Below are 16162 nucleotides of genomic sequence, written 5' to 3' on the forward strand. Positions count from 1 at the left end.
AGGCATGGAAAATTACGCTTCCCTGATTTAAAACGAATCCACCCTCTGACGGAAGCGGTTGATACAATAGGAGTAACGGATTATTGTGCTTGGCAAGAACTAAAAACTCCTCACGCGTATCTGATTGATTTGGCCCGGCTTATGTCTGACGGTGGAAGTTTCTCAGTATCTGAAGATGCCGACTACGAGGTCTCGCCTGCACTGCGCACTCAGTTGCAGCGGCTGTTTGACCACGCAACGCAAATGATGAGCAAGCCTAAGTACGACTATGACTACGCGCATAGTCTACTGGGGGATTGCTGCAAGAAAGACCCGGCGAACCTGGTTTACGTCGAGAAGATGCTCGAAAACCTGGACCTGAAGTTCAAAGGGAAGAAGAAAGGCTCACTGTTTTCTGGTTTCGGTGGCAAAGGGGGCCTGAAGAAGGCGTTATCGGCCAAGAAGTGGCAGGACGTCATCAAGGAAGGGATCGATCTGCTCAAGAGCAACCCTTACGACAGCGTGACGCTGCGGGCCATGGTCGATGCGTGCGAAGCGATGCGCTACAACGAGGTGGGCCTGCGTTACATGAAAAACGCGATGGACGGCTCGCCGGGCGACATGGAAGTGATGCGTCACTGTGCTCGCTACTTGGGGCGTGTGGGGCAGTTCGATCAGGCCATTTCCCTGTGGCACTTCATCGAAGAAAAGAACCGCGGAGACAAAGAAGCGAATCAGATGATTTCGCAGCTGACCATCGACCGCGAACGCCGAGCCAAGGGCCTGGCCACGGTGACCAACCGGATCGATCCGGCCGACGCGGCCAAAGTTCGCCGCCGACAAGCCGGCCAGGCAGGAGAAAGAAAGTCGGAAGTGCAGGAACGTCCGGCCACGAAGATCGAACTGAACGCAAAGCAAAAGCTGAAAGCCAAGATCGAGGCCGACCCAGATCAACTCGAGAACTACCTGAAGCTGATGGATTTATGGGTCGACGAAGGGAAGTTCTTCGAGGCCGAAGCGGTCTGGAAAGAGGCCCAGGCCCACTTTGGCGATTCGATCGAACTGACCGAAAAGCAGGAAGATCTGCTGATCCTTAAGGCCCGCCACCGGTACAAAATGGCCGAAAACCAGGCCTCTGCTCAATCGAGTCCCCAGCTTCTCGATCTGGTCGAAACGGCCAAGACGGACCTCAACCGACTGGAATTAGAGATTTACACCAAGCGGAACGAGCGTCATCCAGACGACTTGCTGATCAAGTACGAACTCGGTTTGCGGCTCAAACGGATGGGAAATTACGAGCAGGCCGAAGAGCTGTTTGACGAGATCTCGCTTGCCGATGAAAAACTTTTAGCAATTTGCTACTTAGGCAAGGGAGAGTGTCTGCAGGCTCGTAAAAAGTTCGTGACGGCCATGGAGACCTACGAAGAAGCCCTAAACTATGCTGACACCTTGAGTTCCGAACGATTGAAGCTTCTTCTGTACCGAGCCGGCGTGCTCGCTCAGGGGCTCAAGGAGTGGACTTCGGCAACGTCTTATCTGAAAAGACTCGAGAAAATGGATCCAAGCTACAAAGATGTAAAGCGACGGCTAGACAAACTCAAGTAAATCCGGCATGATGATTAGCTTCCATTAAGAGTCTGACAAAGGACTGTTCGTTTCCGAGTTACCCGGTTCAATCATGCCTAATACCAAGAGCGCCAAAAAACGTCTTCGCCAGAATGCTGTTCGCCGCACCCACAACCGCGCGGTCAAGTCCTCGATTCGTTCTTCGATCCGTAAGGTTCGAGAAGCCGTCGCGGCCAATGAATTCGAAAAGGCAGACGAACTGTTCCGCACGACGGTCAAGAAGCTGGACAAGGCTGGTGCCAAGAATGTTTTGCACCAAAAGACCACTTCGCGCCTGAAGTCGCGTCTGAACCATCACATCAAGTCCGCCAAAGACAAGGCTTCTGCCTAGTTCTTTTCGCGGCTGCCTGATATCAGATCTCAGGCATGCTCCCAAGCAATTTCGCATGCGTCGAAGATTGGTCCTTCGACGCATGTTCGTTTGTAGTCCCAGCTGCCATCTTCCTGGCGGACCGGGGCAACGCAGGTAAAGCAGATCCCGATACCACATGCCATCGGCGTTTCCAAGGAAACCTGGCAAGGGATCTCTCGCTCGGTCGTTAGCTTGCTGACCGCTTCCATCATCTTCTCAGGACCACAGCACAGCACTTGGGCCTGGCCGACGCCTTCGGCGATTGCCTGCGCAAGCAGATCGGTCACCAGCCCGTGGTGCCCTGCACTGCCGTCGTCGGTGCAGATCTTAACGTCCATTCCCGTGGCCTTGAAATCATCGAGGCCGGCGAAGTCCGAGACCGAGCGGGCCCCGTAGCACAGCGTGACCTTCTTAGGCTTGCCGGTGCTGAAAGGCTGGCTGCCGTACGACTGCTGGCCGAGGACCTGCTTGGCGACCGCCAGGAACGGGGTCTGGCCGATGCCACCGGCAACCAGTATCAGGTGCTGGGTTTCGGGAATCGTAAAGCCGTTACCCAGCGGGCCCCAGACTTCCAGCTTCTGCCCCGGTTCGAGCTGCTTGAGCCGCGACGTGAGCTTGCCGTGTACCTGGTAGACGACGTCGACGTACTTGGGCTGTCCATCGTCACCGGCGATCACGTCATACAGAGCGAAGGCGCGTCCCAGCAGCGGATCGAAGCAGTCGGCAATGCGAACCATGACGAACTGGCCAGGCCGAATCTTCGCGGCGATCTCAGGGGCTTCGAAGCGTACTCGATAGATTCTCGCCGAGAGGGGAACGTTTTCGACGATCGAAATCGCTTGGAAGTGGAACTGGGACATGGCCTGGCAATCCTTGATCGGGCACTATTTACGGCGCATCTGCTTCTTCTTGGAAGCCTGCTTTTGTTTCACGGCTCGCCCCTGACCACGGCGCGACTCGTTAACCGTCGGCGACTGGCCGGTCTTCTGCTTGGTCTTTTTCTTCTTACCACCGCGGAACGTGGTTCCACCCTTTTTGACCGTCGTCTTGCCTGGGCTGGTGCCGGTCGTGCGGCGACCGGCTGGTTTGCGTTTCGGAGCACCCTTGGCGGAACCTGCTTCCGAGGCCTCGCGCAGGGCTTTCACTTCCGAGGGCTTCAATTCCCGGAACGATCCGGCTGGAACGTCACCGAGCTTAAGGGGACCAATGGAAATGCGCTTCAGACGCAGGACCTTGTGCCCGACTTTGGCGAGCAGTCGGCGAATTTCGCGATTCTTGCCCTCGCGGAGGACGATCTCAAGGATCGAGCTTTTGCCCCGTTTCTGTTTCAAGCGGCAGCTTTCGGCTTTGACGAAGCCTTCGGCGATGTAGACGCCGCTTTGGATCATCTTGATCTCTTCAACCGAGACCGATCCAGCGACTTCCACGTGATACGTCTTGGGGACGCCGTAACGAGGGTGAGCCAGGTGATTGGCCAACTCGCCATCGTTGGTGATGATGATCAGCCCTTCGCTCTGGCGGTCGAGACGCCCGATGGTGAACAGCCGCTCGTCTTGCGGGACCAGGTCGATCACGCGGGTTCGACCGGCCTGATCGAAGTTGGTGCTGACCACGCCGACCGGCTTGTTCAGGATGAAGTACTGCTTGCGGCGGACGCGAATTCGCTGGCCGTCGACCATGATCTCTTGTTTGGCCGGATCGACGGAGGTGCCCAGTTCGGTCACGAATTCTCCATCAACTTCGACCCGTCCTTCCTGGATGATCTCTTCGCATTTGCGGCGCGAGCCGATTCCGGCTTCGGCGAGGACTTTGTGGAGACGAACGAGTGAGGACGATGAACCAGGCATGGGGCCAGCAGACTGCGATAAATAGGACTCTTGCGAATGGCTCTATGATAAGCCTGGAGTCCTACTTAGCCCATGGGTAGCGAGCGTAAACCGGCTAAAACGCGGGGTTTCCGTAAGGATCGAGATAGCTGTACGGCTGGTTCTTGACCGCCTCAGGCAGCGACGAGCTGAACTCGCGAGGCCGCACGCCCAACATTTCCGGTCCGGCATCGGTATCCGGGTAAGGGTCGCTGTACAAAGCTCTTATGCGTTGTTGCTGGACGGTGCCTGGGTTGAACCAGTTGGGTCCCGCCAAATTCGCGCAGCCGGCCGTGGTCAGCAAAAACAGGCCGATCATCGCCAGGCGAACCAACATGGGGGAAAGTCTCCGAGAGGGAAAACCCGAGGTCATTTCCGCGAACCATACCGATTTCCCCGGATTCCCGCAATGGAGAACCGATTTGGGTCCTGGGAAGAGGGCATTAGCCACCGAGGACACAGAGATCACCGAGGGAAGTAACCACGGATATCACGGATGGGAAAGAACTGGGAAGTTGGTGCCACTGTTGGCTCGTCCATTCTTCATCCTATCCGTGAAATCCGTGGTCAAAATTCTTCTTCTCTGTGACCTCTGTGTGCTCTGTGGCTAATCCTTTGTCCCCTCACGGCAAGTACATGTCGAGCAGGACGGTCGGTTCCAGAGCTCTTAGCGACAGCGGACCGCAGGCGGCTGGGACCAGGAATGTTGATCCTTTGCCCAGGGCTTGGTCCAAGTGGGCGTGCGACGAACGTACTTTCCCTTCGAGGACGGCTACGATGTGGAAGCGTTTCTCGTCGCCAATCGACTTGCGGTCGTCGAATTCCCAGCGATCGAGGACGAATTTGTCGCATGTGACCAGGCGTTCAATTTCCGGATCTGACGTTGCCTGGGGCGTTTGCGGCTGGACGGGGCCTTTGTCGTAGTCGATCGTGTCGAGTGATTGCTCGATGTGCAGTGCGCGGGGTTTGCCGTCGGCCCCCACGCGGCCCCAGTCGTACAAGCGAAACGTGGTGTTACTGGCCTGTTGGATCTCAGCCACCAACAGGCCTTTACCCAGCGCATGCACCGTGTTGGCCGGGATGAACAAGCAGTCGCCGGCCTGGGGCTGGAGGACATGCATGGTTTCGATGACCGTGTCTTGTTCGACCGCTTGGGCCAAGTCTTCCCGGGTGACTCCCTCTTTCAAGCCGACATAGACCTTGGCCCCTGGCTGAGCATCGAGGATGTACCAGGCCTCGGTCTTGCCCAAATCAGGCGGATCGAGTTGGGCTCCCTGGGCGTCGTTGGGATGGACCTGAATCGAGAGATCGCGGTTGGCATCGAGAAACTTGAACAACAGCGGAAACGTCTCGGTCGGAGCTTTCACGCCGAAGAGATCTTGCGGAAACTGCTGGACTAACTCTCCCAGCGTTTTACCGGCTTCGGGGCCGTTGGCCACGACGCTCTGGTCTTCGCCATGATCGACCACTTCCCAGCTTTCGGCGAAGATCCCGTCTTCCGGAATGGGCTTGCCCAGCACCGTGCCAAGCCGCCGGCCGCCCCAGATGTAGTCTCGAAACGTTGGCTTGAAGATCAAAGGATAGTTCAGCGACACGGCGGTTCCCTCTTAGCTGCGAGTCGAACGGTTATATCGGTTGTGCGTGTTATTTGGCTGCGAAATCCTGTCCCCTCGCCCCTTTGGGGAGAGGGTTAGGGTGAGGGGCGAAGCTGGTACCCGCTGCACCAACCCTCACCCTAGCCCTCTCCCTTGGGAAGGGCGAGGGGACCAGAGTGGTTGGACCCACTGCCGCATATTGTAACGAAACCGAGTCGTTGATAGGATAAAACTATGTCTGGTGGCAGGACCGGCTCATTTCTCAGCCCCATTGCTGTCGCGCGAAGTGCTCTTTCGGGGTGCCGGGCAGGATCCACCGACATGGTAAGACAACCTGTTCGCTTCGATAGGCGTGAAGCGGTCGGCCTGAATTAAGGCCAGCCGTCGGTCACCCAGATCCGCTCAGGCACAAGCTTACTGCGACTTTCTGTCACCCAGCCAATCAAATAGCGATGCGCTTCCTGCACTGAGGTTCTCGGAATGAACAGCAAGATCAACGATGATTTCTTCGAAGGCAGTTCGATGTCCTTCGGCGATCACCTGGAGGAACTACGTAAGTGTTTGTTCCGCGCTGTGATCTGGCTGGCCGTGGGGGTGTCAATTGGTCTGTATTTCGGCAGCGACGTCGTCAAGTTTCTCGAGCAGCCGATCCAAAGCGCCTTGATCAGGTACTATCAAGCGAAGTCGATCACGCAGTTGGAAGAAAACCTCGGGATCAAGCTCAACAGCAAGCAGCGAACCGCGGTCGCTAACCACTTGAAGGAAAACGACTGGATTGCCGTCGATATGTGGATCGAGCCGGCCGAAATCGAACGGTTATCCCAGGCCAAGAATCGTCCGCTGACTGACGCTAGTTCGGAGGTCGAGGCTTCGCCAGAGCCGGAGAGAGAAGTGCCCCCGGCAGAACTGCCTACCGACGAGTCCCTCTCGGACGAAGATATCTTGAAGGCACTGCAGAACGCCAAGGTGCTTCCGACCGAGGCCCCCGTTCGTATGCGAACCTGGCAGCGGATTCAACCTTCGACCGAGGCTCTGCGTGCCGAAGAAGTTTTCATGGTCTGGTTAAAAGCGGGCATCGTGTTCGGCTTCATCATTGCTAGCCCTGGTATCTTCTGGCACTTGTGGCAGTTCGTGGCCGCCGGTTTGTACCCGCACGAAAAGAAGTACGTCTGGATCTTCATGCCCTTCAGCCTGTCCCTCTTTTTCGGTGGCGCCGCGATCGCTTACTTCCTGGCATTCGAACCGGTGCTCGACTTCCTGTTCCAGTTCAATCTGATGACCGGTATCGATCCTCGCCCGCGTATTAACGAGTGGCTGGGCTTCGTGATCATGCTTCCCTTGGGCTTCGGGATCAGTTTTCAGTTGCCGCTGGTGATGCTGCTGCTCAACCGTATTGGTCTGTTCAGCATTGAGGCCTACACCGCCAACTGGCGAGTCGCCGTGATCGTGATCTTTGTTTTGTCGATGCTGCTGACGCCCTCCGATCCGATCAGCATGCTCCTGCTGGCGGTGCCGCTGACGCTGCTTTATGGTTTAGGGATTGGTTTGTGCAAATGGATGCCGGGCATTCGAAAGCCCTTCCCTGCCGCCAAGTCATAGTTAGTTGCGCACCTGCAAGGACTCGCTCATGGGATACCTCGTCCTTGAAAACGGAACCGTTCACGACCCGGCTAACGGCGTCGATGGCGAGGTGCGTACGCTGTGGCTGAAGGACGGCAAGATCGTCAGCCCGCCGACTGAAGACCACCCACCGATCGATCGCCGCATCGACTGCCGCGGCTACGTGATCATGCCAGGCGGGGTGGACATGCACTGCCACATCGCCGGCCCCAAGGTGAACATCGGGCGGCAGATGACGCCTGAGTACCGCCGCGACGAAGGAATCCCCCGCGGCGAAGGACGCCGTAGTGCCAGTGGCGGACTGCTCCCTAGCTGCGTTGGTACTGGTTACATGTTCGCCGGGCTCGGCTACACAACGGCCATGGATGCGGCCATCCCCGGTTTGCACGCGCGGCATGCTCACGAAGATTTGCTCGATACGCCGCTATTGGACAAAGGTTTCTACCTTTTGTTCGGTAACAACCAGTTCGTGATGGACCGCATTCGCGAAGACCGGAACGACTGTTTGGATGCCTACCTGGCCTGGGCACTCGCTTCAACGCATGGCTATGCCGTGAAGGTCGTGAACCCTGGCGGCGTCGAGAACTGGAAGCAGGTCAGTCGCAAGACGGTGCAGCAACTGGACGAGCCAGTCCCTGGCTTTGGTGTTTCGCCACGGGCGATCGTGCGAAACCTGGCGGCGTCGGTCGATCGCTTGAAGCTGCCGCATGCCGTACACATCCACTGCAACAACCTGGGCGTGCCAGGCAATAGTGAGACGACGCTTCGCACCATGCAAGCCCTCGACGGACATCGCGGTCACTTCGCTCACACGCAGTTTCATAGCTACGCCGGCGACGAGAACGACCCGTCCAGCTTCCGCTCTGACGCGGCTCGACTGGCCGAGTATGTGAACGCCAACCCGAACATTTCGATCGACGTCGGCCACGTGAACCCAGGCAAGACGCTCGGCATCACCGGCGACGCCCCGTTTGGTTACTTCCTGTCGAAGCTGACCGGCAATCGTTGGTACGCGGCCGATAGCGAGCTGGAAGCCAGCTGCGGCGTGATTCCGATGGAGTTCCAGCCGAAGAAAGCCCTGGTGCATGCCGTGCAGTGGGCAGCCGCGCTCGAGTGGTACTTGCTGATCGATGACCCGTGGCGGATCGCGATGAGCAGCGATCATCCCAACGGCGGTGCCGTTTTCCGCTATCCGGAAGTGATTCACCTGTTGATGGATTCGGCCTTCCGCCGCGAAGCGATCGGCAAAATGCACAAGCTGCTGGGTGAACGGACCACGCTGGCCCAGCTGGATCGTGAGTACTCACTGAACGACATCGCCATCATCACCCGGGCCGCGCCGGCCAGGCTGTTGGGACTGAAGCACAAGGGACACCTCGGCGAAGGTGCCGACGCCGACGTGACGATCTACACGCCCAGCACCGACCGCACCAAGATGTTCCAAAGGCCACGCTACGTCGTGCAGGCCGGCCGCGTGATTGTCGAAGATGGCGAGATCGGCGGCGAGGTGTTCGGCAAGCTATTCACCGTTTCGCCAGGCATGGACGAGGGACAGCTACCGGTGATTCAGAAGTGGTTTGATGACGCCCACACGATCCGCTTCCGGAATTTTGCGATCGAGAAAGAACACCTGGGCACGGTGGAGACCGTGGCGAGTTCTTAGGTCTTTCTTGTCCCCTCGGCCTCGGAGGGGACAAGAAATGACAAAGGGCACGATTGAGCGTGCCCTTTTGTTTTGGCTTGAAATGGAGATGCGGTTTAGCCGCCGGTGGCTTCCAGCAGCTTTTCCTGGCCGAGGCGATCGCAGAAGTCGCCGAGGCTTTCCCCATCGTTGCGTTGCTCTTTGAACGCGGTGAAGACCTTCACCAGTTCCGGAACGACTTCGTCGGCGGGGACCATGTCCTTGTAGATGTAGCTCAAACGGTTGCCCAAGAGGCGGCCGCCGAGGAACATCGTGTACTTTTCCTTGGCACGTCCGACCAGGCCGATGTCGCTGTTGTAAGGGCGAGCACAGCCGTTGGGGCAGCCGGTCATTCGCAGGGTAAACTTCTCGTCCTGCAGGCCGAGCTTGGCGACTTCCTTTTCCAGGTCGTCGACCATGCCAGGCAAGGCCCGTTCGCTTTCGGTGATCGAAAGCCCGCAGGTCGGCCAAGCAACGCAGGCCATCGACCAACGCAGCGTATTGCTGATTTCTTCGGTCAGCACAACGTTGTGCTTCTTCAGGATCGCTTCCAGCTTTGGCTTATCTTCTTCGACGATGTCGCTGAAGATGATGTCCTGGTGGCCGGTGAAGTGGATGCCTGGGTTGAGCGTGGTGCAGACTTCACGAATGGCGGTCTTCAGCTTGCAATCTTCGAAGTCGGCGATGCGGCCGTTTTCGACGTTGAGGCCGTAGAACCACTTGCCGTCTCCCTGGGCGGACCAGCCTTTGTGGTCGTCGAAGTCGGTCACGTCGGCTTCGTGCGGTTCGGGAAGCTCGCGGCCGAAGTATTCCTCGACCTTCTTCTTGAACTCCGGCAAGCCCATGTTGCGGACGGTGTACTTCAGACGGGCAACCTTGCGGTCTTCGCGGTTGCCGAAGTCGCGCTGGACCTTCACAATCGCTTCACAGACGCCGATCAGGTCTTCCGGCGAAACGTAGGTCAGCTTCATGCCCAAGGCCGGGTAGGTCTTGTCGGCACTGGGCGTACGCCCCATGCCGCCACCGACCAGGATGTTATAGCCAAGGATCTTGCCTCCTTCGTGGATGGCAATCATGCCCAAGTCCTGGGTGTAGACGTCGATGCAGTTGTCTTCCGGCAGGCAGATGCCCATTTTGAATTTACGCGGCAGATAATGCTTGCCGTAGATCGGTTCGACGATTTCGTTGCCGTTTTCATCGACGCGGGTCTTCTCGCCCGTTTCGGGATCTTGCAGGAAGATCTCGCGGTAAGCACCAGTGCGGGGGGCGAAGTGATCGGCAATCGCAAACGAGGTTTTTTGAATCTGGTCGTGCAGTTCGTTGTTCTTGAAGGGAGCCGGGCAGCACATGACGTTTCGGTTGACGTCGCCGCAAGCGCCCAGCGAGGTCAGGCCGACCCCCTTCATACGCTGCATGAGTTGGTGAACATCGCTCTTTTGGATGCCGTGGAACTGCGTGCCTTGGCGGCTAGTGATGCGGAGCGTACCGTTGCCGATTTCGTCGCATAGATCCAACTCTTCCAGCATTTGCTGGCTATTCAAGAGGCCGGCCGGCAAACGCGTGCGGACCATCATAATGTAATCTTTGCCACCGCCGGCGGCTCGGTTCGAGGCGCGAGCGTCGCGGTCATCCTGTTGATACATCCCGAAATGCTTGATCAGCTGGATGCTTTCCTTGCTGAAATGGTCCGTTCCGTCGGCCAGTTCTTCAGCGACAGTGCCGCGCAGGTAGTTGCTTTCGTCTTTGATGCCCTCAACCGGGCTCAGCTTGTTATCAGTGGAAGCCATGGAGCTAAGTTATGTGGGTAAGTAGGTGGCAGGAGGATGGCCTGCGAAAATTCAGTTCTTCGGCACGCTAAAAGTCCCCAGGTCATGGCAATCCGGCCAAAACAGGGGACAACGCGCCTAATATACACATTCCTTCAATTCTTCGTAATGCGTCAATTTGTCGCCGTTTAGCTGATCCTTCTTGCCTAAATTGACAATTGACAACCCGTTTCGCTGCCCTGAAGGGAGGGACAAACGGGGGACATTCGCCTTGAGGTGGTAGTTTGCGCTGGGGTGTCGGCTTATAAAATGAGTCTCTCCCACGTGCCTGCTACTCGATGAACGAGGTTCCCCGTGACTGCGACGATTCTGGATGGAAAAACGGTCTCTGCCGCTTTGCAAGACGATATCGCCCAGCGAGTCGAACAATTCAAAGCGAAAACGGGCGTAACTCCTTGTCTGGCAGCGGTTTTGGTGGGTGAAGACCCGGCCAGCCAAGTGTACGTGCGGAACAAGGAGCGGGCCTGTGCCAAGGTCGGAATGACCAGTCAGTTGTTTCGCAGGGCCGAAGACATTTCGCAAGCGGATCTTCTGGCCCTGGTCCAGCAGCTTAACCAAGACGACAACGTCAACGGCATTTTGGTTCAGCTCCCTCTTCCCAAGCACTTGGATGCCTCGGAAGTGTTGGATGCGATCGATCCTCGTAAGGATGTCGATTGTTTTCACCCCAGCAATGTCGGTCTGCTTTCTCAAGGAAGACCGAACTTTTTGCCTTGCACACCCCATGGGGTCGTCCAGATTCTGAAACATTTCGATCTGCCGACCGCCGGGAAGAACGTGGTTATCCTTGGCCGCAGCGATATCGTCGGCAAGCCGTTAGCGCTGATGCTCATGCAGCGAACCAGCCAGACGTGCGGTTCCGACTACGCCAATGCCACGGTTACGGTTGCCCATAGTCGCACGCCGAATCTGAAAGAACTGACCCTCCAGGCCGACATTTTGGTGGCGGCGATCGGCGTCGCCAAGTTTGTGACGGCCGACATGGTGAAGCCAGGAGCGGTGGTCGTCGACGTGGGGATCAATCGCACCGATGACGGCCTTTGCGGCGACGTCGACTACGACGCCCTGCTGCAAGTCGCCGGAGCCGTCACGCCGGTGCCGGGTGGTGTCGGACGGCTGACGGTCACGATGCTGATGGAGAATACGCTTCAGGCCGCCATGATTCAGGCCGGCGGCTAACGCTACGATCGCTGTCGCAGCGATTCGTACAGCAGGACTGCCGCAGTGGTCGAAACGTTCAGGCTATCGGCGATTCCCTGCATCGGCAGGTGAATGTTGACGATCCCTGCCTGGTGCCACTGGTCGCTGAGGCCGTGTGCTTCGCTGCCGAGAACCAAGGCCGTGGCCTGCTGCATGTCGACCGTCGTGTAGGGTACCGACCCATCGACCCTGGCCGCATAGATCTGAAACTGGTTGTCCTTTAAAAACGCAATCGTCTCTTCCGAGGTCGCATCGACCACCGCCATCGAAAAGATCGTCCCCAGGCTCGCGCGAATCGCATTGGGGTTGAACAAATCGGTGCGGCCATCGGCCGAAATCAGGAGATCGGCTCCCACGGCGTCCATCGTGCGTAAGATGGCCCCGACGTTGCCGGGCTTCTCGACTTGTTCGATGACGACGACCAACGGAGACTCGGGAAGAACCATGTCCGCCAGCTTCTTTTCCGAAACTTTTGCGACGGCGACGGCCCCTTCAATGCGTTGACCGAACGCCAGTTTCTCCATCACTTCGCGGGTGACGTGCAGGATGGGGATGTCGCCGTAATCGGCTAGAAGTTGTTCGAAGTAGGCGGCCTCAGGACCGGAGATGGCGTCGGGAAACACGAAGATCGTTTCGATCGGAAAGCACGATTGAAGAGCCCGGCGGATCTCGCGGAGGCCATCCACCACGGTTCGCTTCTGCTGCATGCGCCCACGCCGGTCACGAAGCTTAACGGCCGACTTGATCTGAGCGTTCTGGAGGGAACGGATGATTTCTGGCATAGATGGTGGTCAGTAGGTAAACCTCCCAAGCCCTGAAAGGGCGGCAGACAATAGCCAGGGGCGTAAGCCCCTGGAAGGCGTTTCAAGAAGTGGTTAGCCCTGAAAGGGCGACAGAAGTTGTCGCTTGTGATTCGATTCTGTCGCCCCTGTGGGGCTCTCGTTCTTCGTGGTTCGCTACCAGGGGCTTACGCCCCTGGCTATTATCTGCCGCCCCTTTGGGGCTTAAGAGTTGGTGATTCGCACGCTACTGAGGCGTGAAATGATGGTATGAAGTTGGCTCACGACACGTTTTGAAAACTTGCGTAGTACCCGCTGGGTAATTGGCGTCCGTTGCGATCGGCGATGGTTAATGGTCCGGCTTCGATTTTTCGGGGGGAAATACTGGGGAACGCTTCGTCGATCATTTGCTTAAGGGTATCGTCTTCATAGCCGGGGGAGTGGCACGTCAGCAAAACGAGCTTGGGGTCTTCGGCCAAAAGCTCGTTCAGGTATCCCATGAGCAGCGGAAGGTGTTTGTCAATCCGCCAGACTTCCCCCTTCGAGCCGTGGCCGTAGCTGGGTGGATCGAGGATTACCCCGTCGTACGTGTTGCCTCGTTTGATCTCGCGTTTCACGAATTTGCGGGCATCCTCGGCAATCCAGCGAATCGGTGCACCGGCCATGCCGGAAAGTTCGGCGTTGGTTCGCGCCCATTTCACGACGTTGGCGGCTGCATCGACATGGGCGACTTCGGCCCCACCCAGGGCGCAGGCTAGCGAAGAGCCTCCGGTGTAAGCGAACAAGTTGAGCACTCTTAGCGGGCGGGAACTCTCGCGACAGGTCTGGGTCAGCCATTTCCAGTTGGCGAACTGTTCGGGGAAGAGACCCAAGTGACCAAACTTGGTCGTTTTCAAACGAAATTTCAGAGAGCCCGCGGCGACCTCCCAGGTTGGGGGCAAACAGTCGGCGTCGAGCCAGTCTCCCTGGGTTTCGGTGCGGCGTACGTATTTGGCGATGGCCTGCGACCAGAGATCGGGCTTGGTGGCCTTAAATCCTTCGGCGGAAGGAGAATACCGATCGAGAACGACCGATCCGAATTGTTCTAACTTTCGACCGGAGCCAAAGTCGAGCAAGCTATATTGAAATGAGGCCAGATCGGCAGCGGTCATGTTGATCAACAAAGGTAACGCAAGGGGCGGGAAATTGGTTTTGCCCTGGAATAATTGACCATATCTTCCCACAATAGCAGAACATGACTCGTCTGTCGTCGTCCCCTGAATCGAGATCGCTCGTGACACGTTGTCTAGTACTAAGTCTGTTGGTTTGCCTGATTTGCGGCGGCATCATGTTCGCGCCCGTTGCCCACGGGGCCGATCCTGCTGAGGGTGCCCCGGCGAAGCAGCCTCCGACCTCGGCACAGATCGCGTCTTGGATCGATCAACTCGATAGCGACAAGTTCCTCTTGCGCGAAAATGCCACGCAGAAACTGATCAGTGCCCAGCAGGCGGCGATTGGGCCCCTGGCCGATGCGGTTCGTACTGGCAGCCTGGAAAAGGCTTTTCGTTGTATCCATGTCCTGCGGGCCTTCGCCATCGGGGACGATATCGAGACCGAGATCCAGGCCAGCGCGAAACTGGCCCTGATCGCCGCCACCGAGAATGATCGTGTGGGGGCATACGCCGGCGACGTACTGAAGCGGATCGAGCCGATTCAGCGTGAACGGGCCATTCGCATCCTTAGCGGTCTCGGGGTGAAGTTCACCAGCTACGCCCCGATGCAAGGGTTTCAGGGGATGGACGAAGGGCCCGGCATCTGGATCACCAACGACTACACCGGCTCGGCCAAGCATCTGCATTACCTGCAGCACCTGGGCTTCATCGAAGACGTGCAGATCGAGAACGACAAGATCACGGCGGACTGGTTTGCCGAGATCGCCAAGATGCCTAACGTCGATCATTTGACGATCAAAGATGGACCGGTCGATATCGAAATGCTGCGGGAACTGGAACCGCTTCTGCACAAGATTGAGTTTGTGCGGCTCTACTATCTGAAACTGAAGACCTCCCCTGCTCCGCTGTTGTCGAAGATGACGATGCTTCGCCAGGCAGAACTGTTTGGCATGGTGATCGACGGCAAAGAACTCTTCCAGGACGCACAAGAACAGCAGCGTATTCGCTCGGCTTTACCAGGCGTTCTGCCGGAAGGAATCAAGTTTCGTAGCGGTGGCTTTCTGGGGGTACGCGGTCCCAGTGATGGCAACCGCGGTCCGTGCGTCGTGCAGAGTGTCGACCAGGACACCGGAGCCTACAAGGCTGGCCTGCGGGGTGGGGACACGGTGACCGAAGTCAACGGGACGCAGGTCCAAGGGTTCATGCACTTGATCGAGTTGCTGCAAGATAAGAAGGCAGGCGATAAGGTTAAAATGGTTGCCGTTCGCGGAACCGAAACCAAAGAACTGGACGTTACCCTCGGAAAGTGGCAGCTTCGCGAAGTCTATTAAGAGGCACTAAGGCGGCGAACCTCTATTGCCACGGCAGGCCGATTACCCCTACGATACGCTCCGCATCCGTGCCGCCAGAACTGGCACGCGACAAAAGGAGTTGTCGAATTCATGCTATCACCTGCCCCACGCATTCTTATCACTCGCCTTAGTGCTCTGGGAGATACTGTTCTTACGCTGCCGGTGCTGTGTGCGCTGCGAAAGGCATTTCCCTCGGCTCAAATTGGCTGGGTAGCCGAGCCAGCGGCCTCGAAGGTGCTGGCCGATCGGACCGACCTCAACTTCTTGTTCACGGTCGAAAAAGGTTGGCTCACCAAACCGGTTGAAATCAATCGGCTGCGACGTGCGCTCTCGCGGCATAAGTTTGAAATCGTGCTCGACGTGCAGGGACTGACCAAGAGTGCCGTCGCTGGTTGGCTTTCGGGGCGAAAACATCAAATCACTTTTAAACGCGGACAATCGCGCGAAATCGCTCCGAACCTGGCCGGAACGCGCATTGCCCCGACGGCCAAGTACATTGCCGAGCGTTACCTGGAACTGCTGGCACCCTTGGGGATCGAGAAGCCGAAACTTGAGTTTCAGATGCCGTACGACCAGGTCGCCCATCAGGTGGTCGCCGGTCGCGTGCCGGTCATCTCAACTGGTCGCTATGCGGTGCTGAACGTCGGTGCCGGATGGTTCTCGAAAACGTGGGTCCCGGCCCGCTTTGGCGAGGTCGCGGCCGACCTGTTCATGCGGTACGAGATCCCCAGTTTGCTGCTGTGGGGCAACGACGTCGAGCACAAGTACGCCGAGGAAGCGGCGGAGACGGCACGTGCGATCGCCCCGCACTGCGTCACGATTCTGCCCAAAATGTCGATCGCGGAAATGAAAGAGACGATTCGGCACGCATCGCTGCTAATCAGCGGCGATACGGGGCCTTTGCACTTCGGCGTGGCGTTGGATACGCCGACCATTTCCTTGTTCGGCGTCACCAAGGCAGAGTACTATAGTCCATGTCGCGGCATCCACCGCACGATTCAAAACATGCACGATCCGCTTTCCTGCCGCAAGCGACGCCGAGCCGGAAACGACGCGATGCGGGCAATTCCTACGGTGGACGTCCTAAGCCAGGTAGACATCCTGCTTAATATGCGGCATCCTAAAGCTGCGTAACC

General features: G+C 57.6%; 14 protein-coding genes. 7 read left to right on the forward strand and 7 right to left on the reverse strand.

Annotation, left to right across the window (positions count from 1 at the left end; all coding sequences use genetic code 11):
* The first annotated feature begins 141 nt into the window (after nt 1-141).
* The gene (locus Pan97_RS08965) at nt 142-1584 is read left to right on the forward strand and encodes a tetratricopeptide repeat protein (RefSeq protein ID WP_144971757.1); all 1443 of its coding nucleotides are present in this window, start codon (nt 142-144) and stop codon (nt 1582-1584) included.
* A 73-nt stretch (nt 1585-1657) separates the two neighbouring features.
* On the forward strand, nt 1658-1936 hold the full coding sequence (gene rpsT, locus Pan97_RS08970) for a 30S ribosomal protein S20 (protein WP_144971759.1): 279 nt from the start codon (nt 1658-1660) through the stop codon (nt 1934-1936).
* Nucleotides 1937-1965: 29 nt separating this feature from the next.
* Here rpsT and Pan97_RS08975 read toward each other — a convergent pair whose 3' ends face one another.
* The 4 genes from Pan97_RS08975 to Pan97_RS08990 form a co-directional block, all read right to left on the reverse strand.
* Complete coding sequence (locus tag Pan97_RS08975) at nt 1966-2817, reverse strand: dihydroorotate dehydrogenase electron transfer subunit (RefSeq protein WP_144971761.1); 852 nt, start codon at nt 2815-2817, stop codon at nt 1966-1968.
* A 24-nt stretch (nt 2818-2841) separates the two neighbouring features.
* Nucleotides 2842-3804: a pseudouridine synthase gene (locus Pan97_RS08980; RefSeq protein ID WP_144971763.1), complete on the reverse strand. Its 963-nt coding sequence runs from the start codon at nt 3802-3804 to the stop codon at nt 2842-2844.
* A gap of 94 nt (nt 3805-3898) precedes the next feature.
* On the reverse strand, nt 3899-4159 hold the full coding sequence (locus tag Pan97_RS08985) for a hypothetical protein (protein WP_144971765.1): 261 nt from the start codon (nt 4157-4159) through the stop codon (nt 3899-3901).
* Nucleotides 4160-4445: 286 nt separating this feature from the next.
* Nucleotides 4446-5417 (reverse strand): type I phosphomannose isomerase catalytic subunit, encoded by a 972-nt coding sequence (locus Pan97_RS08990; protein ID WP_144971767.1) that lies wholly within the window; start codon nt 5415-5417, stop codon nt 4446-4448.
* A gap of 480 nt (nt 5418-5897) precedes the next feature.
* Here Pan97_RS08990 and tatC point away from each other — a divergent pair, with 480 nt between their 5' ends.
* Nucleotides 5898-7016 (forward strand): twin-arginine translocase subunit TatC, encoded by a 1119-nt coding sequence (gene tatC / locus Pan97_RS08995; RefSeq protein ID WP_144971769.1) that lies wholly within the window; start codon nt 5898-5900, stop codon nt 7014-7016.
* A gap of 28 nt (nt 7017-7044) precedes the next feature.
* A complete protein-coding gene (locus Pan97_RS09000) occupies nt 7045-8700 on the forward strand; it encodes a formylmethanofuran dehydrogenase subunit A (RefSeq protein WP_144971771.1) in 1656 nt (551 codons plus the stop codon).
* Nucleotides 8701-8795: 95 nt separating this feature from the next.
* On the opposite strand, the gene Pan97_RS09005 is transcribed toward Pan97_RS09000, so the two are convergent.
* Nucleotides 8796-10505, reverse strand: coding sequence for an NADPH-dependent assimilatory sulfite reductase hemoprotein subunit (locus Pan97_RS09005; RefSeq protein WP_144971773.1), 1710 nt, complete (start codon nt 10503-10505; stop codon nt 8796-8798).
* Nucleotides 10506-10838: 333 nt separating this feature from the next.
* Here Pan97_RS09005 and folD point away from each other — a divergent pair, with 333 nt between their 5' ends.
* On the forward strand, nt 10839-11723 hold the full coding sequence (gene folD, locus Pan97_RS09010) for a bifunctional methylenetetrahydrofolate dehydrogenase/methenyltetrahydrofolate cyclohydrolase FolD (protein ID WP_144971775.1): 885 nt from the start codon (nt 10839-10841) through the stop codon (nt 11721-11723).
* Between the two features lie 2 nt (nt 11724-11725).
* Here folD and Pan97_RS09015 read toward each other — a convergent pair whose 3' ends face one another.
* Nucleotides 11726-12526, reverse strand: a complete 801-nt coding sequence (locus Pan97_RS09015) for a TrmH family RNA methyltransferase (RefSeq protein ID WP_144971777.1) — start codon at nt 12524-12526, stop codon at nt 11726-11728.
* 278 nt (nt 12527-12804) lie between these two features.
* Nucleotides 12805-13674: a class I SAM-dependent methyltransferase gene (locus Pan97_RS09020; protein ID WP_144971778.1), complete on the reverse strand. Its 870-nt coding sequence runs from the start codon at nt 13672-13674 to the stop codon at nt 12805-12807.
* A gap of 122 nt (nt 13675-13796) precedes the next feature.
* Here Pan97_RS09020 and Pan97_RS09025 point away from each other — a divergent pair, with 122 nt between their 5' ends.
* Nucleotides 13797-15005, forward strand: a complete 1209-nt coding sequence (locus Pan97_RS09025; RefSeq protein ID WP_165698670.1) for a PDZ domain-containing protein — start codon at nt 13797-13799, stop codon at nt 15003-15005.
* A 111-nt stretch (nt 15006-15116) separates the two neighbouring features.
* Nucleotides 15117-16160, forward strand: coding sequence for a glycosyltransferase family 9 protein (locus tag Pan97_RS09030; protein WP_144971782.1), 1044 nt, complete (start codon nt 15117-15119; stop codon nt 16158-16160).
* Nucleotides 16161-16162 lie beyond the last annotated feature (2 nt).

Source organism: Bremerella volcania (genome assembly GCF_007748115.1).
Classification (GTDB): domain Bacteria; phylum Planctomycetota; class Planctomycetia; order Pirellulales; family Pirellulaceae; genus Bremerella; species Bremerella volcania.

Excerpts from the sequence above, each read along its gene's own strand:
- Pan97_RS08965 (WP_144971757.1), top strand. The coding sequence starts at position 142 with ATGTCTGACGGTGGAAGTTTCTCAGTATCTGAAGATGCCGACTACGAG.
- rpsT (WP_144971759.1), top strand. The coding sequence starts at position 1,658 with ATGCCTAATACCAAGAGCGCCAAAAAACGTCTTCGCCAGAATGCTGTT.
- Pan97_RS08975 (WP_144971761.1), bottom strand. The coding sequence starts at position 2,817 with ATGTCCCAGTTCCACTTCCAAGCGATTTCGATCGTCGAAAACGTTCCC.
- Pan97_RS08980 (WP_144971763.1), bottom strand. The coding sequence starts at position 3,804 with ATGCCTGGTTCATCGTCCTCACTCGTTCGTCTCCACAAAGTCCTCGCC.
- Pan97_RS08985 (WP_144971765.1), bottom strand. The coding sequence starts at position 4,159 with ATGTTGGTTCGCCTGGCGATGATCGGCCTGTTTTTGCTGACCACGGCC.
- tatC (WP_144971769.1), top strand. The coding sequence starts at position 5,898 with ATGAACAGCAAGATCAACGATGATTTCTTCGAAGGCAGTTCGATGTCC.
- Pan97_RS09000 (WP_144971771.1), top strand. The coding sequence starts at position 7,045 with ATGGGATACCTCGTCCTTGAAAACGGAACCGTTCACGACCCGGCTAAC.
- Pan97_RS09005 (WP_144971773.1), bottom strand. The coding sequence starts at position 10,505 with ATGGCTTCCACTGATAACAAGCTGAGCCCGGTTGAGGGCATCAAAGAC.
- Pan97_RS09015 (WP_144971777.1), bottom strand. The coding sequence starts at position 12,526 with ATGCCAGAAATCATCCGTTCCCTCCAGAACGCTCAGATCAAGTCGGCC.
- Pan97_RS09020 (WP_144971778.1), bottom strand. The coding sequence starts at position 13,674 with ATGACCGCTGCCGATCTGGCCTCATTTCAATATAGCTTGCTCGACTTT.
- Pan97_RS09030 (WP_144971782.1), top strand. The coding sequence starts at position 15,117 with ATGCTATCACCTGCCCCACGCATTCTTATCACTCGCCTTAGTGCTCTG.